Raw genomic sequence first — 22,908 nt, 5'->3', positions numbered from 1 at the left:
ACCCCGATCCGCCGGGCCGCACGGGCCGACTCCAACTGCGACCTGTCAATTTGACGGGATCTGTGGCTTGATGGGGCATTCGAAACGGCCGGGATGCGTCATGGAACGCGACAGCATCATCAAGGTCATCGCGTTGATGGTGACCGCCTTCGGCATCGGGATCGACTTCACCGGTGCTCTGATGCTGGTGCCCGCGATCGAGAATTCCTTCGACGCCGACATCACCAGCACCCAATGGGTTCTGAACATCTATGCCCTGTTCTTTGCCATGACCATGGTCGCGGGCGGGCGGCTGGGAGACCTGTACGGCCACCGCAAGGTCATGCTGATAGGTCTGTCGGTGTTTCTGTTTTCGTCGATTCTGTGCCTCGTCGCACCGAACCTGGATTTTCTGATCGGTGCCCGGGCGTTGCAGGGGGTGGGTGCCGGGTGCGTCTGGCCATGCACCCTGGCCCTAGGCGCCACCAAGGTCTCGCGAGACGAACACCGCGCGCTGGTGATGGGCCTGATCCTGGCCGGCGTCACCAGCGGCAATGTCTTTGGCCCGATGATCAGCGGGTTCGTCGTCAATCTGGGGGACTGGCGCCTGTTCTTCCTCGCCAATGTGGTGTTTTCGACCGTCTCGATGGGCACCACGCTGACGCTGATCCCGCGCGAGACCGATCACAAGAACGGCGAACACATCGACTTTGCCGGAATGGGCATTTTGTCGATGGCGGTTCTGCTGTTGCTGTACGGGTTGGATGTCGGGGCCGACTGGGGGTGGCTCTCGGTTCCGTTGCTGGCGGTGTTTTTCGTCAGCGCGGTGCTGTTGGGGCTGTTTTCGAGGGTCGAAAATCGTGTGCGCCAACCGCTGCTGCTGCCGCAGATGATGCACAACCCGCAATTCCGGATCACGCTGGGGCTGAACATGTTCAATGTCTCGGCCGCCTTTGTGGGGCTGCTGTATTTCCCGCAATACATGCAAAAAGTCCTAGGCTGGTCGACTTTCGAATCCGCCTTGGGCCTGGCGCCTCTGACGGTCCTGCTGGCCGTCGGTTCGATCGTGTCGGGCACGCTGTACAACGACTTTGGCCCCAAGCGGCTCATGTTCTGGGGCTACCTGTCGGCCACGACCGGCGCCGCCAGCATCGTCATCCTGCCGATGAGCCTGGGATACCTGCAGATCCTGCCGGGCATGGCCCTGATCGGGTTGGGGGCCACGCTGACGGTCGGGCCTTCTGGTACGGCCGCCGTGTGTGCTGTCCGGCCCGAGCGCGCCGGGATGGTCGGGGGCCTGAGCTTCATGGCACATCTGGTCTATGGCGCGGTCTCGGTCGCGGTTGCCACCGCGATCATGTACACGACCAGCCTGTCCAGCCTCGGCAGTCAGCTCGCCAAGGCGGGCATCGACATGCCGGCCGCCGATCAGAAGGCGATCAATGGCGGCACCCTGACGACCCGGACGGCACAGGCCATCATGGGCAAGCTGGATGCAGACCAGGCCGAGACGGTCAAATCCGCCATTGCCACGGCATTCGATACGGGAATGAACATGGCTTTCGTGTTTGCCACCCTATCGGTTTCGATGGGCATCATCCTTGCCCTGTTGCTGGACGAAAAGAAACTGCACAAGGTTGAAAGCTGACGACACGAAAACGGGCCGCGCCCGGCGCGACCCGTGCTGTTCGATGCCCGGTCGTTACTGCGAGGCGCGGGCGGTCGGGTTGAACGCGGACAAACCCTTCAGGATGTCGATGGCATAGGCCAGTTGATAATCCTGCTTGCGCAGTTCCGCGGTCGCCTCGGCCTTGGCGCGGTCTTCTTCGATCTGGCGGTTCTCGTCCTCGGTCAGGCTGTCATTATTCAGGCTTCCGCGCAGATCGGCCTCGGACCGGGTGCGGGCGGCCGCCTCTTCGTCCTCGTCCTCTTCGGGTCGGTTGCGCGGCTGTTCCACGATGATGTCCGGGCTGACACCCAGCGCCTGGATCGAGCGGCCCGACGGCGTGTAGTACCGCGACGTGGTCAGGCGCATCGCGCCATCCCCCCGCAGCGGCATCACCGTCTGGACAGACCCCTTGCCGAAGCTCTTGGTGCCGACGACGATGGCCCGGCGATGATCCTGCAGGGCGCCCGCGACGATTTCCGACGCCGAGGCCGAACCGCCATTGATCAGCACGACGATCGGCTTGCCCTCGGCCAGGTCACCGGGCGTGGCGTTGAACCGTTCCCCATCCTCGGGGTTGCGGCCACGCGTCGAGACTATCTCACCTTCGTTCAGGAACGCGTCCGAGACCTTGATCGCCTGGGTCAGCAGGCCGCCCGGGTTGTTGCGCAGGTCCAGCACGACGCCGTTGATCTTGTCGATGCCGCCGGCCTCGGCGATCTGTTTCTCCAGACCCTCCTTCAGGTTCGGATAGGTCTGGTCGTTGAAGGTGGTCACGCGCAGGACCACGCTTTGACCTTCGGTGCGCGCGCGGACGGCGGTCAGCTTGATCGTGTCGCGGATGATGGTCACGTCGAACGGATCGGGCTCGCCTTCGCGCACCACGGTGATCACGATCTCCGACCCCACCGGGCCGCGCATCAGATCGACCGCCTTGTCCAGCGTCAGGCCCAGGATGCTTTCGCCATCGACATGGGTGATGAAATCGCCGGCCTCGATGCCCGCCTCATCCGCCGGGGTGCCGTCGATGGGCGAGACAACCTTGACGAACCCGTCCTCCTGCGTGACCTCGATGCCCAGCCCGCCGAACTCGCCGCGGGTTTGCACGCGCATCTGTTCGGCGTCGTCGGGCGACAGATAGCTGGAATGCGGATCAAGCGAGGTCAGCATCCCGTCGATCGCCGCCTCGATCAGGTCTTCGGGCGCGACCTCTTCGACATACTGGGCACGGATGCGCTCGAAAATGTCACCGAACAGGTCCAGCTGCTCGTACACGCTGGCCTTGTTTGCGGCCTCCTGCGCCAGCAGCGGCCCGGCGATCTGGGTTGTGGCGATGATCCCTGCCAGGGTTCCGGCCAGACCGGCCATCACGAATCGTTTCATGCGCGTCTATCCATCCTTGTGCGTCCGGAACCATGTTTCCGGATCAACGGGCCTGTTGTTCTCTCTGACCTCTATATAGAGCGTTTCTGACCGATCAGTTCCAGTGCCATCACCGCTTGTTGACAAAATCGCGCCGATTTCCGGCAGATTCCCTGGCATCAACCCCACCGGAGAGCCCTCGGGGATCACCTGCCCGGGTTCGCCATAAACCTCCTGAAGGCCCGAGAACACGAAAAGAAGCCCCGGCTGCGGTTCCAGGATGATCAGGTTGCCGAGGTCCAGCAGCGGCCCGCGATAGCGAATCGTGGCGGCCGTGGGCGACACTACCAAGGCACGCGGCCGGGTGGCCAGAACAAGGCCGGGCCGGGTGACGCCGGCCGCATCGGTTTCCCCCGACCGGTGCACCAGAACGCCCTGCGTCGGCAGCGGGATCCGGCCCTTGCGATCCGAAATATCAGCATCGGTTTCGGCAATTTCACCGGCCGAGATCTCGGCCAGACCGCTGGCGAACCCGTCCAATGTTTCGGTGGACGAGATCAGAATCGCGGTGCGCACCGGATCTTCGACAAAACGGCGCGGCAGGTTGGTACGGTCGGCGATGGCTTCGCTCAGCCGCGTGCGGGCATCCTGCACCTGCTCCAACCCTTCGGTCAAAGTTTGCGCCGCGCTTTGCTGCAGTCGGCGCAGGGTCTGAACCTCGTCCAGATCGCGGGCCAGCGCCCGGGCCTTGGCATTCAGGCCGGGGGTGACCTCGGACAGCATCATCCCGGTGCGCGCCGCCCCTAGCGGCCCGGCCGGGTGCAGCATCAGAACCGGAGGCGCCGTGGTTTCGATGGTTTGCAGCACGCCCAGCAACTGGCGGATTTCGCGTTCGCGCGCGTTCAGCTCGGCGGTCAGCTGGCTTTCGCGCAAAGCCGCCCGGCGCAGCCCGTCGCGCATGGCGGCCAGCCCGGCTTCGTAGGCTTGGATCGTCTCGGTCAGGGCGCGCACACGGTCGCGGGCGGTTTCGGCCTCGGTCAGCGCGATCGAGGCCTGTTCCAGCATCTGCGCCGCATCCAGCGCCGCCTGCGCGGGGTCCGGCGCGGCCCGGGCCGCTTGCCCCGCCATCAGAGCCGCCAGAAGAAGCGCGCGCAGCCTCATGACAGCAGGCTCTCACCCGTCATTTCCAGCGGGTTGGGTAGGCCCATCAGGTCCAGCACCGTGGGGGCGAGATCGGACAGGCGACCTTCGCGCAGGGTTGCGCCCTCGGGTCCGCCAACCAGTGCCACAGGTACCGGGTTCAGGGTATGGGCGGTATGCGGGCCGCCGGTTTCGGGGTCGATCATGGTTTCGCAGTTGCCATGATCGGCGGTCACGATCATGGCCCCGCCCGCCTTTTCAAGCGCGGCGACCACACGGGCCAGGCCTTGATCCACGGCCTCGCAGGCCTTGATCGCGGCCTGCAGGTCACCGGTATGGCCCACCATGTCGGGGTTGGCGTAATTGGCGACGATCAGGTCATATCCGTCCTCGATCGCCTCGACGAATTTGTCCGTCACCTCGGCGGCCGACATCTCGGGCTGCAGGTCATAGGTCGCCACCTTGGGCGACGGGGCCATATAGCGGTCCTCGCCGGGCTCGGGTGTCTCTTTGCCGCCGTTCAGGAAGAACGTGACATGGGGGTATTTCTCGGTTTCGGCCAGACGGAACTGGCGCAGGCCCTGCTTGGCGACCCATTCGCCCAACGTGTTCACGATCTCGCGCTTGGGGAATACGGTCGTCATGTAGTCGTTGTGGCCGTCGGAATATTCCACCATGCCCATCAGCGCCGACAGGTACGGGCGCGGACCGGTGTCGAATTCGGCAAATCCGGGTTCGCCGATGGCGCGCAGGATCTCACGTGCGCGGTCGGCGCGGAAATTGAGGCAGAAGAACCCGTCACCGTCGCGGATGCCGTCGTAGCCGGGCAAAACCGTGGGGGCGATAAACTCATCGGTCTCGCCCCGGTCGTAGGCGGCCTGAATCGCGGCGCTTGCGGTATCAGCCTGCCCGCCCTGCGCTTTGATGATCGCGTCATAGGCACGGCCGACCCGTTCCCACCGGTTGTCGCGGTCCATGGCATAGTACCGCCCCGAAACGGTGACGACGCGCGCGTTCGCGGGCAGGCGACGCTCCAGCTCGGCCAGGAAGTCCAGCGCCGATTTCGGGGCCACGTCGCGCCCGTCGGTGATGGCGTGCAGTGCCACCGGCACGCCTGCATCGGTGATCGCTTTTGCGGCGGCGACGATATGGTTTAGGTGCCCATGCACCCCGCCATCCGAGACCAGCCCCATCAGATGCGCGGTTCCGCCCGCCGCGTTCACCTTGGCGACAAAGTCCTGCAGCGCGGCATTTTCGAAGAACGAGCCGTCCTCGATCGCTAGATCGATCTGGCCCAGATCCATAGCCACGACCCGCCCGGCCCCGATATTGGTGTGGCCGACCTCGGAATTTCCCATCTGCCCGCTGGGCAGGCCCACATCCGGACCGTGGGTGATCAGCCGCGCGTGCGGACCCTTGGACATGATCGCGTCGAATGTGGGCGTGTTGGCCAGATACGGCGCATTGGCCAGTGTGTCGTCGGACAGGCCCCAGCCATCGAGGATGCACAGGACGACGGGTTTGGGTGCGCTCATGTCGGGTCTCCGGTAACTGCTCTTGTCCGTTCTTCTATCCCCTGCCCGCCGCATCGTGAACCGCCTTTTGCGGCGATCCGCGCCGCGCGGGGTTATTTCCTGATCTGCTGCCAGGGCCGCGCCTTGCGGCCGCGATACTTGACCGTTAGCTCGGGCGGAGCGTCGCTTTCGTCATAGGCGCCCAGGATCACGCCCTTGCCGCGACTTTTGGTGCGCATCCCGACCAGCTCGGCTTCTGAGCGGGTGGTGCGTTGCGACGGGCGACGTGCCCAGGCGAACAGGTGGTCGTACATCTGCGCGATCACACCCGCATGGGCCTGGCTGTCGCCCAGATCGGTCAACTCGGCGGGGTCGTTTTCCAGATCGAACAGGATCGGGCGGAACCCGCCTTCGCAATGGATCAGCTTCCACTTTTTCGTGGCCACCATGAACATCGCCGCGTCGCGCACCGACACGCCCAGCGTTTCCGCGATGGGCGAGGCCGAATAGTCGTATTCGCAGATCACGAATTGGCGCGGGGTCTCGGCCGCCTGCCCGTGAAGGATGGGCAAAAGGGAATGACCTTCCAGAATATGGTCGGGCACCGCAACGCCCGCGACCTCGACGAAAGTGGGGGCCAGGTCGATCGACTCGACCAGCGCGTCGCAGGTGGTGCCGCGCGTGGCATCGGCCTGTTCGGATGGGTCGTAAATGATCAGCGGCACCCTGGTCGAAGCGTCGTGGAAGAACGTCTTTTCGCCCATCCAGTGATCGCCCAGAAAATCGCCATGGTCCGAGGTCAGCACGATCATCGTGTCGTCCATGCGGCCGGTCTGCTCCATCCAGTCCAGCAACCGCCCGATCTGGTCGTCGGCCTGCTTGATCAGGCCCATGTAGGCGGGGATCACCGCCGCGCGCACATCCTGCCGCCAGAAGGTCTGGCCGATCTTGGTGTGCATGAAGGCGCTCAGCACGGGATGCGCCTCGGCCCGCTCGGTCTCGGACCGGTTGGGCGGCAGAACATGCTCGGGCCCGTACATCGAGGCATAGGGCTCGGGGACGATATAGGGCCAGTGCGGCTTGATGTAGCTCAGGTGGCAGCACCATGGGCCGTCATGGGTTTCCATGAACTCAATGCCGCGCGTGGTGAGATAGGGGGTCTCGCTATCCTCCTCGGCGATGTTTGCGGCCTGCGGCGCGTTTTTCAGAAACCAGCCCGACAACACGTTTCCATCGGCATCCAGACCGGAATTAGCAAAGTCGTGCCAGGGGTTGTCGCTGTCGTAACCCTTGTCGGCCAGCCAAGCGTTATAAGCTCGGGCGCCATCAGGGTCATAGAACCCGTCGGGGCCTTCGGGGCGCATCCCGTCATCGCGCTCGAACACGTCAAAGCCGCATTCGGCCACGCGGGCGCCGATCAGGCTGTCGGGCTCCAGGCCCAGCCGGGCCATGCCTTCGGCGTCGGCGCGCATATGGGTCTTACCGACCAGCCAGCAGTCCATCCCCGCCTTGCGCAGATGGTCGCCCATGGTCAGCTCGCCAACCTTCAGCGGAATGCCGTTCCACGAGGCGCCGTGCGACTGCACGTATCGCCCGGTATAGGTGGACATGCGCGAGCTGCCGCAGATCGGCGACTGGATATAGGCCCACGTGAACCGCACGCCGCGCGCGGCCAGACGGTCGATATTGGGCGTGTGCAGATGTGGATGGCCGTAACAGCTCAGGTAGTCCCAGCGCAGCTGGTCGAACATGATGAACAGGATGTTGCGGGCCTTGGCCATTCAGGTCCGTTCGCCCTGGCTTTCCATCTGTTCCACCATCCGGCGGGCGCGCTTGCATTGCAGCTTGTCACGCAGGGGGCTGTTGGGGTCCACGTCCTTTTGGCACACCACGCATTTGTCGGCGCCCGAGATCGCGTTCAGCCCGCCGCAACTGCCTTTGATAGTCTTGCCCATCAGCATCACGCCCAGCGACATGCCGACCATGATGATCAGCAGCAGAACAAACGCGAGGATAAAGGTGCTCATCGGCCGGCCCGCCCTTCAGTTCGATCCCAGCGCATCCTTGAATGCGCTGCTTTGTACCGTGATATAGGCATCTTTGCCGCCTGTCACATCCCGCGAGATGAAAAACACCGCCAAACCCAGCTGATCGGCCAGTTTCAGCCCCCGCTCCTGCCCCAGCGCCAGCATCGCAGTGGCCCAGGCATCGGCCATCATCGCGTTTTCGGCCAGAACCGTGACCGAGGTCGTCCGATGGGTGATCGGGCGTCCAGTGGTCGGGTCGATGATATGCGAATAGCGCACCCCGTCCTGTTCGAAAAAATTCTTGTAATCGCCCGAGGTCGCCATGCCGCGGTTGTCCAGCGGCACGATGAACTGGATGGTTTGCGACCCGGTTTCGGGCTTTTCGATGCCGATGCGCCAGGCCTCGCCCTTGTCGTTCTGACCGCGGGCCACCAGATCACCGCCGATCTCGACCATATAGTTCTCGACCTCCGCCGCGCGCAGCGTCTCAGCCACGGCGTCGATCCCGTATCCCTTGGCGATGGCCGACAGGTTGATCCTCACGCCCGGCTGTGTCTTGGCCAGCGTCCCGGCCTGCGCATCCAGCGTCAGCAGGCGCGCCTGCCCCACCTGCTCGAGCGCCGCCGCGATCTCGGCATCCGATGGCACCGGGTCCTCGGGCTTGCGCGGACCGAACCCCCACAGCTCGATCAACGGGCCAAGCGTCACGTCGAACACGCCGCCGCTTTGTTCGTGCACCTGGTTGGCACCCGCGATCACATAGGCGAATTCTTTCGACACCGGCATCGGGTCGGTGCTGGCCGAGGCGGAAAAGACCGAGACCTCGGAATTCGGGTCCCAGTTGGACATCTTCGCGTTCACCTGCGCCAGCGTTTCCTCCACGGCGGCGGACAGGGCATCCGCGTCCAAATCCTCGCCGATTGCGGTGACGTGATAGGTGGTTCCCATGGTTTCACCCGACAGGCGAACAACCTCGGGTTCCTTGTCGAACAGGCAGCCAGCGACGAACAGGGTCAGGGCCAGGGCAAGCAGTCGGCGCATCGCGTGATCTCCGGGTAATGTTTCGTGGCGCGTATGCCAGCGCCCCCAGTCAGAGTCAAACCGACCTCAGACCTTCAGTGGCAGAAAGCCAAGCGCCAGCAGCCCGATCGCCGCCGGCAGACCGAACAGCCAAGCGCGCTTCTGCCAGCCCGGGGGCTGCTCTTTCCACAGTTTGCGGAAGTTGTGGCCACAGACCACCACCCCGAAAAAAATCAGCGCGGCAATGGCAGGGGTCAGATGCAGGTTCGACACGCGGCCCGGGTTTCCTTTTTGGTCTGGCGCGGTTGCGCGGGTTTCGCGAAATTGCACCCTATACAGGTGCGCATCCTGGGGTAAGGTGAAAGGACAGCACCAGTGAAGGAGGAGACCGCCCATGGCCCCAAGCTCTTACCAGCCCCCGACGCGCGGCGACAAGCCCGAGAGCGCAACCTACAGCCAGTCGGTCGAGTCGAATCTGTCGCAGACCCAATCGACCGTGGCGAAGCTGCTGGAAGGCAAGGGCGAAGACGTGATTGCGGTTCGACCCAATGACACGATCCATACGGTCGTGCAGATCCTGAAGGACAAGCGCATCGGCGCGGTCGTGGTCACCGATCAGAACGGCGCGCTGCAGGGGATCCTGTCCGAGCGCGACATCGTGCGCCGTATGGCCGATACGCCGGGCCAGACCCTGCCTCAGTCGGTTCAGGACCTGATGACGCGCGAGGTGCGGACCTGCACACCGGACGACCTGCTGATCGAGGTGGTGAAAACCATGACCGAAGGCCGATTCCGCCACATGCCGGTTTTGCGCGACGGGCATCTGTGCGGTGTCATCACAATCGGCGACGTGGTGCAATTCCGCTTGAAGGAACTGGAATACGAAGCCCTGCGCATGAAACAGATGATCGTCGGCTGACCGGCAGTCAGGTCTGCACCGGATCGGTGCACAGGAACCGGACCGTGCCGGGCCCGATCTCGGCCGCCGTCAGCCGACCCGTGGCAAATGCGCCCGTGTCGATCGAGATCACCCGGTTGCGCACGCATGGTTCCGGCACGATCGTATGGCCGTGGACGACCCACTGACCGTCCGAACGCGGCTTGCCCGGAAAATCTCCATGCCCCCACAGGCAGGTTCCACGGGCCTGGTCGGCGGGGTCCGAACCGGGGTTCAACGCTGCGTGCACGACGGTCACGTTTCCCGTCGTCCAGCACAGCGGCCGGGCGTGCATCCAATTAAGCAGCGGCGCCCCCATTTTCTGTTCCAGCCGTCGGGCGGCGCGCACCGCGTCGTCGGGCGTCAAGTCCAATGCAAGATCCGTCAGCCCGAACGAGGCCAGCGTCTGCCGCCCGCCATTGTGCATCCACAATCGACAGGTTCGCCTGGGCCGTTGAAGGAACCGCAGCAGCAGGTCTTCGTGGTTGCCCAGCAAGCAGATCACCTGCCGGTCACGGGCTTGGCTCAGGTGCTGCAGGTGGCGCAGGACCTGGGCGCTGTGGTCGCCGCGGTCGACATAGTCGCCGACGAACACGATTGGCAGGTCTTGCTGCAGCTGACCCAGGATCTGCTGCAGCAGATCCAGCCGCCCATGGATGTCACCCACGGCGTAGAACCGTTGCCCGGGCGCCAGCGTGGCCAGTGCGTCGGACGGGTTCGTCCCGCCGGGGCGCGAAACAAGCGACTTGAGCCAGGAAAAAATCATCACCCGCAGTGACTATCCCGAAGACCCGCGCCCGGCAATGCTCAACGGCCCGGACGAACCCGAAAATCTCCTTGACCTCGGCCGTTCGAAAGGGTCCCTGATGGTTGGACCACGGGGTTTGCGGACGGAGCTTGAATGAAACGGGTATTGGTGACGGGAACGGCGGGGTTCATCGGGTTTCACCTGGCACGACTGCTGTTGTCCGAAGGGTTCCGGGTGCATGGCTATGACGGGATGACCGACTACTACGACGTCACGCTCAAGCAACGCCGGCATCAGATGCTGCTGCAGACGCCTGGCTTTTCCGCAACCGAGGACCTGCTGGAAAACCATGACCGCCTGATGCAGGTCGCCGAGGAATTCCGACCCGAGATCATCGTTCACCTCGCCGCGCAGGCGGGCGTGCGCTACAGCCTGGAACATCCGCGCAGCTACGTGGACTCCAACGTGGTGGGCACGTTCAACGTGATGGAAGTGGCGCGCACGCACAAGGTCGAGCACCTGCTGATGGCCTCCACCTCCTCGGTCTATGGCGCGAACGAGGACATGCCGTTTTCCGAGCTGGACAAGGCCGACCACCAGCTGACCATCTATGCCGCCACCAAGAAGGCGAACGAGGCGATGGGCCATTCTTATGCCCATCTTTGGGACCTGCCGACCACGATGTTCCGCTTCTTTACCGTCTACGGCAACTGGGGGCGGCCCGACCTGGCCTATTTCAAGTTCACCGATGCCATCCTGCATGACCGGCCCATCGACATCTACAACAACGGCGAGATGTACCGCGACTTTACCCATGTCGATGACCTTGTGCGCGGCATCCGCCTGCTGATCGATGCGGTGCCCGAACGGCCTGCGTCAAAGGCGGATATCGCCCAGGGCGACAGCCTGTCGCCCGTCGCGCCCTTCCGGGTGGTCAATATCGGCAATTCCGACAAGGTCCGGCTGATGGATTTCATCGAGGCGATCGAGGAAGCGGTCGGCAAGAAGGCCATTCGCAACTACATGCCGATGCAGATGGGCGACGTGCCCGCGACCTGGGCCGACACCTCGCTTCTGCAGCGCCTGACCGGGTTCAAGCCGCAGACCGACATTCGGGACGGAATGAAATCCTTCGTGGCGTGGTACCGCGACTATTACGGCATCGGCGCATGAAAAAACCGGCGCTCTGGGCGCCGGTTTCAAGGTTGGTCATCCGCCGAAATCGTCCAGCATGATGTCTTCGCGGTCCACGCCCAGTTCCAGCAGCATGTTGATGACCGACTGGTTCATGATCGGCGGACCACACATGTAGAATTCGCAGTCCTCGGGTGCCGGGTGATCCTTAAGGTACTGCTCGTACAGCACGTTGTGGATGAACCCGGTGAAGCCCTCCCAGTTGTCGCCCGGCTGCGGGTCCGACAGGGCGACGTGCCATTCGAAATTCTCGTTCTCGGCGGCCAGCTGGTCGAAATCCTCGACATAGAACATCTCGCGCCGCGACCGGGCGCCGTACCAGAAGGTGATCTTGCGCTTGGTCTTCAGCCGCTTGAGCTGGTCGAAGATGTGGCTGCGCATCGGGGCCATGCCCGCGCCGCCGCCGATGAACACCATCTCCTTGTCGGTGTCACGCGCGAAGAACTCGCCGAACGGTCCCGAGATCGTGACCTTGTCACCCGGTTTCAGGTTGAAGATATAGGACGACATCTGGCCCGGCGGGATGCCCTCGGAGCCCGGCGGGGGCGAGGCGATCCGCACGTTGAGCATAATGATGCCCTTTTCCTCGGGGTAGTTCGCCATCGAATAGGCGCGCTCGATCGGTTCGCTCACCGTGGACTTGTACTGCCACAGATTGAACTTGTCCCAATCCTCGCGGTACTCCTCGGCGACGTCGAAATCCTTGTAGTCAACATCGTGCGGCGGGGCGGCAATCTGGATGTAGCCACCGGCGCGGAAATTCACATCCTCGCCTTCGGGCAGCTCCAGCACCAGCTCCTTGATGAAGGTCGCCACGTTGTCGTTAGATCGGACGGTGCATTCCCATTTCTTGACGCCGAAGACCTCTTCGGGAACCTCGATCTTCATGTCCTGCTTGACGGCCACCTGGCACGACAGACGGTCGCCGCAGGCGGCCTCGCGCTTGGTGATGTGGCTTTCCTCGGTCGGCAGGATCGACCCGCCGCCTTCCAGGACCCGCACCCGACATTGTGCACAGGTGCCGCCGCCACCGCAGGCCGACGGAACGAAGAGTTTCTGAGCCGCCAAGGTCTGCAGCAGCTTGCCGCCCGCAGGCACCGAGACGGTTTTCTCACCGTTGATGGTGATGTTGACGTTGCCTGTCGAGACCAGTCGCGAGCGCGCCACCATAATGATGGCTACCAGCGCAAGAACGATCAGGGTGAAAAGGACAACGCCGAGCGAGAAAGTTTCCATGCCCCTGCCCCTTTACAGTTTGACGCCCGAGAAGGACATGAAGGCCATCGCCATCAGACCTGCGGTGATGAAGGTGATGCCAAGGCCCTGCAGCCCGTCGGGGATGTCGGAATATTTCAGTTTTTCGCGCACGCCCGCCATGGCGGTGATCGCCAGCGCCCAGCCAAAGCCCGAAGACAGGCCATAGGTCGCGGCTTCGGCAAAGTTGTAGTCGCGTTCGACCATGAACAGCGAGCCGCCCAGGATGGCGCAGTTCACCGTGATCAGCGGCAGGAAGATCCCCAGCGCATTGTAGAGCGGCGGGAAATACTTATCGAGGATCATCTCGAGGATCTGCACCATCGCCGCGATCACGCCGATATAGGAAATCAGACCCAGGAAGGTCAGGTCCACGTCCGGGAATCCGGCCCAGGCCAACGCGCCCGGTTTCAGCAGATAGTTCAGCAGCAGGTTGTTGGCCGGAACAGTGATCGCCTGCACCAGCATCACCGAGATCCCCAGACCCAGCGCCGTCGAGATCTTTTTCGACACGGCGATGAAGGTGCACATGCCCAGAAAGAAGCTGAGCGCGAGGTTTTCGACGAAGATGGCCTTTGCGGCCAGTGAGATGAGCCCTTCCATCAGTGCGCCTCTACCTGCTGGATCTTGTATTCACGTTCTTCGACCTGGTTCGGCTTCCACGTGCGGAAGGCCCAGATGATCAAGCCGATGATGAAGAAGGCCGACGGCGGCAGCAGCAGCAGCCCGTTGGGGACGTACCAGCCGCCGTTGTTCACGGTCTCCAGAATGGTCACCCCGAACAACGAGCCCGAGCCGAACAGCTCGCGGATGATACCCACCAGCATCAGGATCAGGCCATAGCCCATGCCGTTGCCCAGACCGTCGATGAAGGACGCCACGGGCGGGTTCTTCATGGCAAAGGCCTCGGCCCGGCCCATCACGATGCAGTTGGTGATGATCAGGCCCACGAAGACCGACAGCGTTTTCGAGATCTCGAAGGCATAGGCCTTGAGGATCTGGTCGACCAAGATCACCAGCGACGCGATGATGACCATCTGCACGATGATCCGGATCGAGCCGGGTATCTGGTTGCGCAGGCATGAGATGAAAAAGGACGAAAACGCCGTCACGAACATCACGGCCAGCGACATCACGAAGGCCACTTGCAGCGACGAAGTTACCGCCAACGCCGAGCAGATGCCCAACACCTGCAGCGTGATCGGGTTGTTGTCGACAAGCGGGTCGACCAGCAGATCTTTCTTGGTCTGTGACATCAGATCTCTCCTGCTTGCAGCTTGGCCAGGAACGGAGCATAGCCCGCGTCCCCCATCCAGAATTTCACCAGGTTGTCGACGCCGACCGTGGTCAGGGTCGCGCCGGCCAGCGCGTCGATGTAGAAGTCAGGCCCTGCGGCGGGCATGGTCTTGGCGACGGTGATCTGCAGATCACCAGCATCGTCGCGCAGCTTCTTGCCGTTCCACAGGGCTTTCCAGCGCGGGTTGTCCACCTCGGCGCCCAGACCCGGCGTTTCACCGTGCTGATAGAATTGCAGCCCGAAGATGTCGTTGCCGTTCTCTTCCAGCGCGATGAAACCATACAGTGTGGACCACAACCCGTAGCCGTGGACCGGCAGGATCACCTTATCCAGCGCGCCGTTCTCGTCGCGCAGCAGGTAAATCACGCGGTATTTCGCCTTGCGGCCGATCCCGGCAGGGTCGTTTTCCAGAGGTTCGCTCAGCTCTGGGTCGCTGGCGGCGGCAATGTCGTCGAACGTGGCCGGGTCGAAACGGTCGTCGACGAATTCACCCGACGCCAAGTCCAGCACGTGCGGCTCGAACGCGGCAAAAGCCTGGGCCACGTCGATGCCGGGTTCATAGATACCCGCGACCTGCAGAACGTTGATCTGCTTGTCCTTCAGCTTGTTCGCCTCTTGCACCGGGCGCAGGCTGACCGCGGCGGCCGACACGATCATCGAGGCCACGAGGCACACAGCGACGGCGATGAAGATCGTCTTGCCCACCGAATCCGGCGAGGCCGCCAGGAACCGCGCGATGGCGCCTTTGGGTTCAGGGGATTGCGTATCAGACATGGCGACGCGCCCTCCGTTTGATGTTTGCCTGCACGACGAAATAGTCGATCAGCGGCGCAAAGACGTTGCCGAACAGGATGGCCAGCATCATGCCTTCGGGGAAGGCCGGGTTCACCACCCGGATCAGCACGACCATGACACCGATCAGCGCGCCATAGATATAGCGGCCCATGTTGGTGTGGCTGGCCGAGACCGGCTCGGTCACCATGAAGGCCAGGCCGAACGCATAACCGCCCAGCACGACGTGCCAGTACCAAGGCATCGCGAACATCGGGTTCGTGTCCGACCCGATCAGGTTCAGCAGCAGGGTAAAGCCGATGGTCCCTGCCAGACAGCCCACGATCAGGCGGTAGTTGGCGATCTTGGTCATCAGCAGGAAGGCCAGGCCGATCATCGCGGCAAGGGTCGAGGTCTCGCCAAAGCTACCCTGGATCGTGCCAAAGAAAGCATCCCACCAGGTCATGCCCTGAGCGGCCAGCGCCTGATACCCGTCAGCCGCCGACACCGCCAGCGCCGTCGCGCCAGAGAAGCCATCTACCGGGGTCCAGACGGCATCGCCCGACATGGACGCGGGATAGGCGAAGTACAGGAAGGCCCGCCCCACCAGCGCAGGGTTGAGGAAGTTCTTACCGGTTCCACCAAACACTTCCTTACCAATGACCACACCAAAAATGATCCCCAGCGCCACCTGCCACAACGGCGCGGTGGCCGGCATGATCAGCGTGTACAGCATCGAGGTGACAAGAAAGCCTTCGTTCACCTCATGCCCACGCACGGTGGCAAAGATCACCTCAAAGGTGCCGCCGGCGACCAGTGTCACGATATAGATCGGCAGGAAATACATCAGCCCGTGCATCACGTTGGCAAAGATGCTGGACGGGTCCAGCGAAATGCCCAAGGCCTGCAGGATGGCGATGCGCCAACCGGTTGCCGACTCCGGGCCCAGCGTCGCGATGGCCGAGTTGGCCTGGAACCCGGTGTTGTACATGCCCCACAGGATGCAGGGGATGGTTGCGATCACGACATAGGTCATGATCCGCTTCATATCCACGTATGACCGCGCATGCGGCGCCACGGTGGTCACGGTTTTCGGAGTGTAGATGAAGCTTTCCACCATCTCGTAGATGGGGAAGAACTTCTCGTACTTGCCGCCCTTGGTGAATTGCGGCTCGATCCGGTCAAAGAAGTTGCGCAAACCCATGTGGATCAGCCCTCCTTTTCAATCTTGGTCAGGCAGTCGCGCAGCGCCAGCCCGTATTCGTACTTGGCCGGACAGGCAAAGCCCACCAGGCCCATGTCCTCTTCGTCCAGCTCCAGCGCGCCCAAGGCCTGCGCCGTGTCGGTGTCCATCACCAGCAGCGCCCGCAGCAGTTGCGTCGGCAGGTAATCCTGCGGCATCAGTTCTTCGAAGGTGCCGATGGGCACCATGGCGCGGCGACCGCCGTTCAGGTTCGACGTGAAGGCGAACAGCTTTTGGGCAAAGGCCGAGCCCAGAACCGGCTGCACCGCGTATTTCGACGGCATCGGACGGATCCAGCCCATCGGGATCTGGTCGTGATCCTCGCGGATAATGCAAATCTGACGCGCAAAGCGTCCCAGATAGGCGAACGGCCCGGTGGCGTGACGGCCCGACAGAACCGAGCCGGAAATGACGCGGGCTTCGCCGTCTACATTGATCTCGTCGCGTGTCAGATCCTCGGTCGAGGCCCCCATCACGGTGCGGATCAGACGCGGCTGACGCGCGCCGGGACCGGTCAAGGCGACCACCACGTTCGGGTCCAGATGGCCCGATTGCAGCAGCCGCCCGATGGCGATCACGTCCTGATAGCCAATGGTCCAGACGGTTTTCTCGGCGGTCACGGGTTCGAGGAAATGGATATGCGTGCCGGCAAGGCCCGCCGGATGGGGGCCGCTGAAGGCCGAGGCCTCGACGCCCGGCAGATCGGCGCCTGGGATCGTGTCGCCATCCTTCTGGCACAGATAGGTCTTGCCCTCGGTCAGCTTGGTCACGGCGGCCATGCCGACGGCAAAGGCCTCAGCCGCGTCGTTGATGATCAGCGCGGCATCGGCGGCCAGCGGCTCGCTGTCCATGGCGGTTACGAAGATCGCGGCGGGCTGAGTGCCCGGCTGCGGCATCTTGGAATAGGGCCGCGTGCGGAATGCGGTCCACAGGCCGGCGGCGCACAGCTTGGCGGTGAGGCCCTGCGCGGTCTCGGCATCGCCCACGCCCGAGAAATCGATGCCGGGGTCGTTGGGGTCCGACACTTCGATGACGACGCTCTGCAGCACGCGCCGCGCGCCGCGGTTAATGGCCACGACCTTGCCGGTCAGCGGCGCAACCATCATCGCCTCGGGCGCGTCCTTGTGGCAGAACAGCGGCGTGCCGCGCTGGACGAGGTCCCCTTCCTGCGCCAGCATACGGGGTTTCAGGCCGATGTAATCGGCACCCAGAACGCCCACGGTTGAATAGTTCGGACCCGGCTGGATGCTTTGCTCGGGCGCGCCCAGAATCGGCAGATCCAGCCCTTTTTTCAGTTTGAAAGTTTGCATGTCGCTACGTTCTTCCAAGCCTTTTTCTTGCGCCCGCCATGCAGGCCCGATGATCCGAGCACTGAACAGCGCGGAATTCCGCCCGCGCCGTCGCAAAAGCAACGCAGACCGGCCGAATTCCGCAGGCGTCTTTCCGATTACGGCCCCTTTACGCGGCACTGCGTCCAAACGCAAACCTGTTACCACCAAAATTGCCACCGAAACCAAAAAAATCTGCGAAATCCAGCGCTGAAATACCCAAAACCCGGTACGCGCAAATTCCTGTCGCACGCCCACAAGCGCTGGTGTATGCACCCGGGATGGACACAGCCGAGCTTGAAATCTTTCTGGTGGCCACGCCCGGGTTGGAAAAGCCCTTGCTGGCCGAGACCATCCGCAACGGATTCGCCGGTGCGAAGCAAGTGCCCGGCGGCGTCTTGCTGCGCGGCGGCTGGCCCGAGGTCTGGCGGGCCAACCTGATGCTGCGCGGGGCCAACAAGGTTCTGGTCCGGCTGGGGTCTTTTCCCGCCGTGCATCTGGCCCAGTTGGACAAGCGCGCGCGCAAGTTTCCTTGGGGCGACGTGCTGCGCCCGGACGTGCCCGTCAGGGTCGAGGCCACCAGCCGCAAATCCCGTATCTACCACGCCGGTGCGGCGCGTCAGCGCATCGAACGCGCGATCTCGGACACACTGGGCGCCCCGCTCGCCAAGGATGCGCCGGTGCGGGTGCTGGTGCGCATCGAGAGGGACATCTGCACCCTGTCGGTCGACAGCTCGGGCGATCCGCTGCACAAACGCGGCCACAAGGCGGCGGTGGCCAAGGCGCCAATGCGCGAGACGATGGCAGCTATGTTCCTGCACGAATGCGGTTTTGACGGGTCCGAGCCGGTACTGGACCCGATGTGCGGGTCTGGCACCTTCGTGATCGAGGCGGCCGAAATCGCGCTTGACCTTCCGCCCGGCCGGTCGCGCGACTTTGCCTTTCAGCATCTTGCGACGTTCGATGCCGCCGAATGGGCCCGGATGCGCCAACCGCACGACGCCGCCGGGACCGGGCTGCGGTTTTACGGCTCTGACCGGAATGCGGGCGCGATCGAAACCGCAACGGCCAACGCGCAACGCGCCGAGGTCGATACGGTCACGCGGTTTCAACAGGCTGCGGTCAGCGACATCAAGCCGCCTGCCGACCAAGCCGGGCTGGTGATCGTGAACCCGCCCTATGGCGCACGGATCGGCGACGAAAAACGCCTTCGGTCGCTCTATGGCAGCCTGGGCAAGGTGCTAATGGCACGGTTTTCGGGCTGGCGGATCGGGATCGTGACCAGCAACCAGTCGCTGGCGCGAGCGACGCGCCTGCCCTTGGTCGCGCCGGGGCCGGTCGTCGATCACGGCGGCACCAAGATCCGGTTGTACCGAACCGACCCCTTGCCTTGACCACGGCGGTGTCCGGCGAAGAGTTTTGAGCGCATTGCCCCAAGAATCCCTCTTGCACATTCAAATCGCCGGGTATAGATCACGCGCCACGGTCGGAGTGTAGCTCAGCCTGGTAGAGCACTGTCTTCGGGAGGCAGGGGCCGGAGGTTCGAATCCTCTCACTCCGACCAATAATTCAAGGCGCCCTGTGGCGCCTTTTTTGTTGGCAAGACAGAGCTCCAAGGTTCGTTGAACCTCATTGCTATTCGAACTCCAGAACTCTGGCAGCCTTCCGCAGATGCTCGGGACTGAACCGAGCGTAGGTCGACGCCGTGATTCTAGTATCGGTGTGACCGAGATACTGAGAGCTATCTCATCCACCTTAGACCCTGTGCACGGCTCCCCAACCTTGGACCACTGGAAGCTGGAACTTCCCGGCTGTTTCACGATCACGGACTGGTAACGCCAGGTGCGCGCGTTAGGTCGCTGGCGCTGGCCGTTCCAAACATTTACGACACAGCCCTTGCCCGAGCATGGCCTCAGACCGCGTCGCCCGCCTCCATTCGGGCAAGGAAGGTTTCAGCCTCGGAAAGGATCTGCGCCCGCGTCGCAGGCGCCCGTTTGCTCCAGCCGCGATAGATCGGCCCCATGCGCGGGTTCTGCGCGAAGCGCTCTCGGTGACGGTCTAGAAAGTGCCAGTAGAGAAGGTTGAAAGGACACGCATTCGGCCCCGTCTTTTCTTTGACGTCATAGGCGCAACCGACGCAATAGTCCGACATCCGGTCAATATAGGCGCCGGACGAGACATATGGTTTTGACGCCACCACGCCGCCATCGGCGAATTGGCTCATGCCCAGGGTATTCGGTGCCTCGACCCATTCAAAAGCATCCGCATAAACCGCAAGATACCATTCATGGACCTCGGCCGGGTCAATCCCGGCCAAAAGCGCAAAGTTGCCCGTCACCATCAGCCGTTGAATGTGATGGGCATAGGCGAATTCGCGGGTCTGCCCGACCACCTCTGCAATGCAGCGCATGCGCGTCGGTGCCCCCCAGTAGAATTTGGGCAGGCTGCGTTTATGGGCCAGCACGTTGTTGTGAATGTATCCCGGCCCTTCCAACCACCAGACTCCACGGATGAATTCCCTCCAGCCGATGATCTGTCGGATAAAGCCCTCGACCGCATTGATCGGTGCCCGGCCCGCCCGCCATTCGGCCTCGGCAGCCCGGCAGACCTCTAGCGGAGACAGGAGCCCAAGGTTGAGAGCTGGCGAAAGCAGAGAGTGGAACATCATCGGTGCCCCAGCGACCATAGCGTCCTGAAAATCGCCAAAACGTGGCAGAGCATGGCGCAGGAAATGCTCGAGCAGTTTCTGCGCCTGATCGCCGTCGGTCGGGAGTGAGAAAGGTTCGACCGTACCGAAGTGGCCGGAAAAGCGCTCCCCCACCAGGTCGAGCACCGCGCGCACGGTGGCATCTGGCGCAAATGCGGGCGGATCGGGAAAAGCAAGGCCAGATTTGGGCGGTTTTCGGTTCTCGGCATCGAAGTTCCAGCGCCCCCCGGCGGGTTGCTCACCTTCCATCAAAAGGCCCGTCTTGCGGCGCATCTCGCGATAAAACCACTCCATGCGGAGCGCCTTGCGGCCCTTGGCCCAAGCGGCGAACTCCTTGGTCGAGCAGATGAACCGATCATCTTCGAGGAGCAGCATCTCCAGCGGAGTCTCTTCCAGCGCGGCTGCAAGCCGCCAGTCGCCCGGTCGGATGGCAATGACCTCGATTGCACCAGTCTCATCCGCACGACGCAGCAACTCGCCCGTAATCGAGCCGGCATTCTCGGGGTCGTCCAGCCGGCCGTAAGCCACGCGCCAGCCGTCCGCCACCAGCCGCGCGGCAAACTTGCGCATCGCGGCGAAGATCAACGCGATCTTTTTGGGATGGTGTGGCACACTTGTGGCTTCGGCCAATACTTCGGCCATCACCACGATATCGCGGCGCCGATCGGCCGACCGCAGCGCAGCGCCGTCCACGCTCAACTGATCCCCCAAGACCAATACAAGCCGCGGTGTCAACATGGAACAGCCTTGCAGATGACGTCGAACAAGTTGCCCGAACGTCCGGCGACACAGGCTCTTGTGCTCATTTCTGTCTCTCCTTTTTCCTGCGTGCACGACGGCACGCATCGGAACAATGGCGTACCTCATCCCAAACCCGCGCCCATTTCCGCCGCCACACGAAAGGCCTGCCACAGGTCGCGCAGGTCTTTGCGGGCAAGTCGCCCTTTCGGCGCATCTTCACAGGCCCAAATCCAGTTTGAGTTGGCGGTCGTCGGCCGTGCCGCGCCCGGCTTTACGGTGCCGCCGCGCCCCGCGCCTGCTGCCGTGCAGCGCGAGGACCTTCGCCTTCGCCGCTTGAAACCCGGCACCGCGCCGGGCTTCGGCCATCCGCGCCTTTGCCGCCCGCGCCGCTGTGGCAAGATCGACCACCGGTTCGGGGTATTGCCGCCCCAGAACGCGCCCCGCCCCGGCCCAACGCCATGGCTCATGCAAAAAGGCGTCGGGCACCTCAGCAAGCTCAGGAACCCAGCGGCGGATGAAGCGCCCGTCGGGGTCGTGTTCGCGGCCCTGTTTGACGGGGTTGTAGATACGCAGCGCATTGATACCGGTAACCCCCGACTGCATCTGCACTTGCGCCCAATGGATTCCCGGTTCGTAATCCGTGAAAAGCCGCGCAAGGTGTTGCCCTGTCGGGCGCCAGTCCAACCACAGATGATAGCTTGCCACGGCCATCAGCATCGCGCGCATGCGGAAATTGATCCAGCCTGTGGCGGCAAGGCTACGCATACAGGCATCAAAAAAGGGAAACCCGGTTTCGCCCTGCTTCCAGGCTTGCAACAGTTCTGCCTCGGGCCAGCGCAGGCGAATGTCGTCAAGCGCCGGGTGCATGGCGCGCTCTTCGAGATCGGGCGCATCCTCAAGCTTTTGCATGAAGTGGCTGCGCCAGTGCAACCGTTCCTCAAACGCGGCAAGCCCTGCAGACCAGCCCGCCCGGCCGTGCATCGCCGCGCGCGCCTTGGCTGTGCGCGTGGCCTGCACCACTTCGCGCAGGGACAGGGTGCCAAAAGCCAGATGCGCCGACAACCGCGCGCAGGTAAACGGTGCGGTTCGGGGGCTCGATATCCCACGCCTGTATCCGCCCGCGCGCGTGTCCAAGAATGCAGAAAGGTCGCTCAGGGCAGCAGCCCTGCCCCCGCGCTGGCGGCCCGGACAATGGTCAGCCGCGATCCCAATCTCCGCCTCGGTCGGGAGAGCGCCGGCCGCCACGCCGGACAGCGGTACCAGCGCACCCGGCGGGCTGGCCACCGGCGCCGTCATCTCGGCCTCCCAGCGATTGGCCCAGCCATCCCGGGATGCAAGCCTGCGCACGACGCCACCCTGGGGCAGTTCGTGCCACTGAATCCCCTGCGATCGGGCCCACTCGGCAACTTGCTTGTCGCGTCCAAAGCTCCACAGGTTGCCCGTCTCCTCGTGTGACCAGATCGCGGCCAAACCCTGCCTGGCGTGAAGCTCTGCCAGAACGTCGACTGCGGCGCCGGTTCGGATCACAAGCGGCTGACCCTTTGATGCGAGGTCTGCGAACAGTTCAGCAAGGCATTGGCCAAGGAAGGCAAACTGCCGCCCTGACGCGTCCGCCGACCGCCATTGATCCGGATCGACGATGTACAGAGGAAGAACCGGCCCCGCGGCCGCCGCCCGAGCAAGGGGAGCGTGATCCTGTATGCGCAGATCTCGCTTGAACCATACGACCTGCAAGGTGGGGCTTCTGGAGCCCCGTCCGGTCCGCACCGTCGGCCTCATGCTGTGGGTAGGGTACCGACCGCGTGGAGGGATTCTTCCGCAATGTCGAATTTTGCAAAAACCATACCATCGTTCCCGTTCGTCGGGCCATGTCTGCTGGCGTCTACCACTGTTTTTCTCCGCTTGGCCATGCTCTCATAATCCAGGACCTCAGGGCGACGTCTCGGTGCGTTGGGCGGCCCGGCAAACCGCGCCGCGTAG

Annotated in this window: 21 protein-coding genes and 1 tRNA gene; 5 read left to right on the top strand and 17 right to left on the bottom strand. The window is 63.3% G+C overall.

Annotation, left to right across the window (positions count from 1 at the left end; genetic code table 11):
* The first annotated feature begins 100 nt into the window (after window positions 1-100).
* A complete protein-coding gene (locus AC2FMD_RS08730) occupies window positions 101-1,627 on the top strand; it encodes an MFS transporter (protein WP_496742554.1) in 1,527 nt (508 codons plus the stop codon).
* A gap of 54 nt (window positions 1,628-1,681) precedes the next feature.
* Here AC2FMD_RS08730 and AC2FMD_RS08725 read toward each other — a convergent pair whose 3' ends face one another.
* The 7 genes from AC2FMD_RS08725 to AC2FMD_RS08695 form a co-directional block, all read right to left on the bottom strand.
* Window positions 1,682-3,028: a S41 family peptidase gene (locus AC2FMD_RS08725; protein ID WP_496685472.1), complete on the bottom strand. Its 1,347-nt coding sequence runs from the start codon at window positions 3,026-3,028 to the stop codon at window positions 1,682-1,684.
* A 6-nt stretch (window positions 3,029-3,034) separates the two neighbouring features.
* Window positions 3,035-4,168 (bottom strand): murein hydrolase activator EnvC family protein, encoded by a 1,134-nt coding sequence (locus AC2FMD_RS08720; protein ID WP_496742556.1) that lies wholly within the window; start codon window positions 4,166-4,168, stop codon window positions 3,035-3,037.
* Window positions 4,165-5,682, bottom strand: coding sequence for a 2,3-bisphosphoglycerate-independent phosphoglycerate mutase (gpmI, locus tag AC2FMD_RS08715; protein WP_496742557.1), 1,518 nt, complete (start codon window positions 5,680-5,682; stop codon window positions 4,165-4,167). Before gpmI ends, AC2FMD_RS08720 begins: the two co-directional genes overlap by 4 nt.
* 92 nt (window positions 5,683-5,774) lie before the next feature.
* Window positions 5,775-7,442, bottom strand: coding sequence for a sulfatase-like hydrolase/transferase (locus AC2FMD_RS08710; protein ID WP_496794930.1), 1,668 nt, complete (start codon window positions 7,440-7,442; stop codon window positions 5,775-5,777).
* The gene (gene nqrM, locus AC2FMD_RS08705) at window positions 7,443-7,688 is read right to left on the bottom strand and encodes a (Na+)-NQR maturation NqrM (RefSeq protein WP_170599965.1); all 246 of its coding nucleotides are present in this window, start codon (window positions 7,686-7,688) and stop codon (window positions 7,443-7,445) included.
* 15 nt (window positions 7,689-7,703) lie between these two features.
* Window positions 7,704-8,729: an FAD:protein FMN transferase gene (locus tag AC2FMD_RS08700; protein ID WP_496742559.1), complete on the bottom strand. Its 1,026-nt coding sequence runs from the start codon at window positions 8,727-8,729 to the stop codon at window positions 7,704-7,706.
* A gap of 66 nt (window positions 8,730-8,795) precedes the next feature.
* Entirely contained in the window at window positions 8,796-8,981 is a 186-nt protein-coding gene (locus AC2FMD_RS08695; RefSeq protein ID WP_496682667.1) for a hypothetical protein, read from the bottom strand.
* A 121-nt stretch (window positions 8,982-9,102) separates the two neighbouring features.
* Here AC2FMD_RS08695 and AC2FMD_RS08690 point away from each other — a divergent pair, with 121 nt between their 5' ends.
* Window positions 9,103-9,627 carry a CBS domain-containing protein gene (locus tag AC2FMD_RS08690; protein ID WP_490362249.1) on the top strand — a complete coding sequence of 175 codons (525 nt, stop codon included), beginning with the start codon at window positions 9,103-9,105 and terminating at the stop codon, window positions 9,625-9,627.
* 7 nt (window positions 9,628-9,634) lie between these two features.
* On the opposite strand, the gene AC2FMD_RS08685 is transcribed toward AC2FMD_RS08690, so the two are convergent.
* On the bottom strand, window positions 9,635-10,411 hold the full coding sequence (locus AC2FMD_RS08685) for a metallophosphoesterase (protein ID WP_496742568.1): 777 nt from the start codon (window positions 10,409-10,411) through the stop codon (window positions 9,635-9,637).
* A gap of 135 nt (window positions 10,412-10,546) precedes the next feature.
* Here AC2FMD_RS08685 and AC2FMD_RS08680 point away from each other — a divergent pair, with 135 nt between their 5' ends.
* Window positions 10,547-11,566 (top strand): NAD-dependent epimerase/dehydratase family protein, encoded by a 1,020-nt coding sequence (locus tag AC2FMD_RS08680; RefSeq protein ID WP_496713438.1) that lies wholly within the window; start codon window positions 10,547-10,549, stop codon window positions 11,564-11,566.
* Window positions 11,567-11,602: 36 nt separating this feature from the next.
* Here AC2FMD_RS08680 and nqrF read toward each other — a convergent pair whose 3' ends face one another.
* From nqrF to AC2FMD_RS08650, 6 genes are read right to left on the bottom strand one after another with little or no spacing between them, the layout of a single operon-like run.
* Complete coding sequence (gene nqrF / locus AC2FMD_RS08675) at window positions 11,603-12,823, bottom strand: NADH:ubiquinone reductase (Na(+)-transporting) subunit F (RefSeq protein ID WP_496685462.1); 1,221 nt, start codon at window positions 12,821-12,823, stop codon at window positions 11,603-11,605.
* A 12-nt stretch (window positions 12,824-12,835) separates the two neighbouring features.
* Window positions 12,836-13,444 (bottom strand): NADH:ubiquinone reductase (Na(+)-transporting) subunit E, encoded by a 609-nt coding sequence (gene nqrE, locus AC2FMD_RS08670; RefSeq protein WP_496794929.1) that lies wholly within the window; start codon window positions 13,442-13,444, stop codon window positions 12,836-12,838.
* Complete coding sequence (locus AC2FMD_RS08665) at window positions 13,444-14,097, bottom strand: NADH:ubiquinone reductase (Na(+)-transporting) subunit D (RefSeq protein ID WP_093963366.1); 654 nt, start codon at window positions 14,095-14,097, stop codon at window positions 13,444-13,446. Before AC2FMD_RS08665 ends, nqrE begins: the two co-directional genes overlap by 1 nt.
* Window positions 14,097-14,912, bottom strand: a complete 816-nt coding sequence (locus AC2FMD_RS08660; protein ID WP_496685460.1) for a Na(+)-translocating NADH-quinone reductase subunit C — start codon at window positions 14,910-14,912, stop codon at window positions 14,097-14,099. Before AC2FMD_RS08660 ends, AC2FMD_RS08665 begins: the two co-directional genes overlap by 1 nt.
* Window positions 14,905-16,113 (bottom strand): NADH:ubiquinone reductase (Na(+)-transporting) subunit B, encoded by a 1,209-nt coding sequence (locus AC2FMD_RS08655; protein ID WP_496727680.1) that lies wholly within the window; start codon window positions 16,111-16,113, stop codon window positions 14,905-14,907. The genes AC2FMD_RS08660 and AC2FMD_RS08655 overlap by 8 nt, the downstream gene beginning before the upstream one ends.
* A 5-nt stretch (window positions 16,114-16,118) precedes the next feature.
* Window positions 16,119-17,462, bottom strand: coding sequence for a Na(+)-translocating NADH-quinone reductase subunit A (locus AC2FMD_RS08650; protein ID WP_496742561.1), 1,344 nt, complete (start codon window positions 17,460-17,462; stop codon window positions 16,119-16,121).
* Window positions 17,463-17,761: 299 nt separating this feature from the next.
* On the opposite strand from AC2FMD_RS08650, the gene AC2FMD_RS08645 reads away from it, so the two are divergent.
* Complete coding sequence (locus tag AC2FMD_RS08645) at window positions 17,762-18,874, top strand: THUMP domain-containing class I SAM-dependent RNA methyltransferase (RefSeq protein ID WP_496742563.1); 1,113 nt, start codon at window positions 17,762-17,764, stop codon at window positions 18,872-18,874.
* Window positions 18,875-18,967: 93 nt separating this feature from the next.
* Window positions 18,968-19,044, top strand: a tRNA-Pro gene (locus AC2FMD_RS08640).
* Between the two features lie 348 nt (window positions 19,045-19,392).
* Here the strand turns inward: AC2FMD_RS08640 and AC2FMD_RS08635 are convergent.
* The 3 genes from AC2FMD_RS08635 to AC2FMD_RS08625 all read right to left on the bottom strand — a co-directional run bounded on the left by AC2FMD_RS08635 (window position 19,393) and on the right by AC2FMD_RS08625 (window position 22,707).
* The gene (locus AC2FMD_RS08635) at window positions 19,393-20,925 is read right to left on the bottom strand and encodes a cryptochrome/photolyase family protein (protein ID WP_496742564.1); all 1,533 of its coding nucleotides are present in this window, start codon (window positions 20,923-20,925) and stop codon (window positions 19,393-19,395) included.
* A gap of 64 nt (window positions 20,926-20,989) precedes the next feature.
* Window positions 20,990-21,142 carry a DUF2256 domain-containing protein gene (locus tag AC2FMD_RS08630; RefSeq protein WP_496682710.1) on the bottom strand — a complete coding sequence of 51 codons (153 nt, stop codon included), beginning with the start codon at window positions 21,140-21,142 and terminating at the stop codon, window positions 20,990-20,992.
* A gap of 2 nt (window positions 21,143-21,144) precedes the next feature.
* A complete protein-coding gene (locus AC2FMD_RS08625) occupies window positions 21,145-22,707 on the bottom strand; it encodes an FAD-binding domain-containing protein (protein ID WP_496794928.1) in 1,563 nt (520 codons plus the stop codon).
* Between the last annotated feature and the right edge of the window lie 201 nt (window positions 22,708-22,908).

Source organism: Ruegeria sp. BHSC276 (assembly GCF_059612945.1).
The sequence above is the reverse complement of the archived record's forward strand: the minus strand, read 5'-3'. Positions and strand labels throughout refer to the sequence as shown.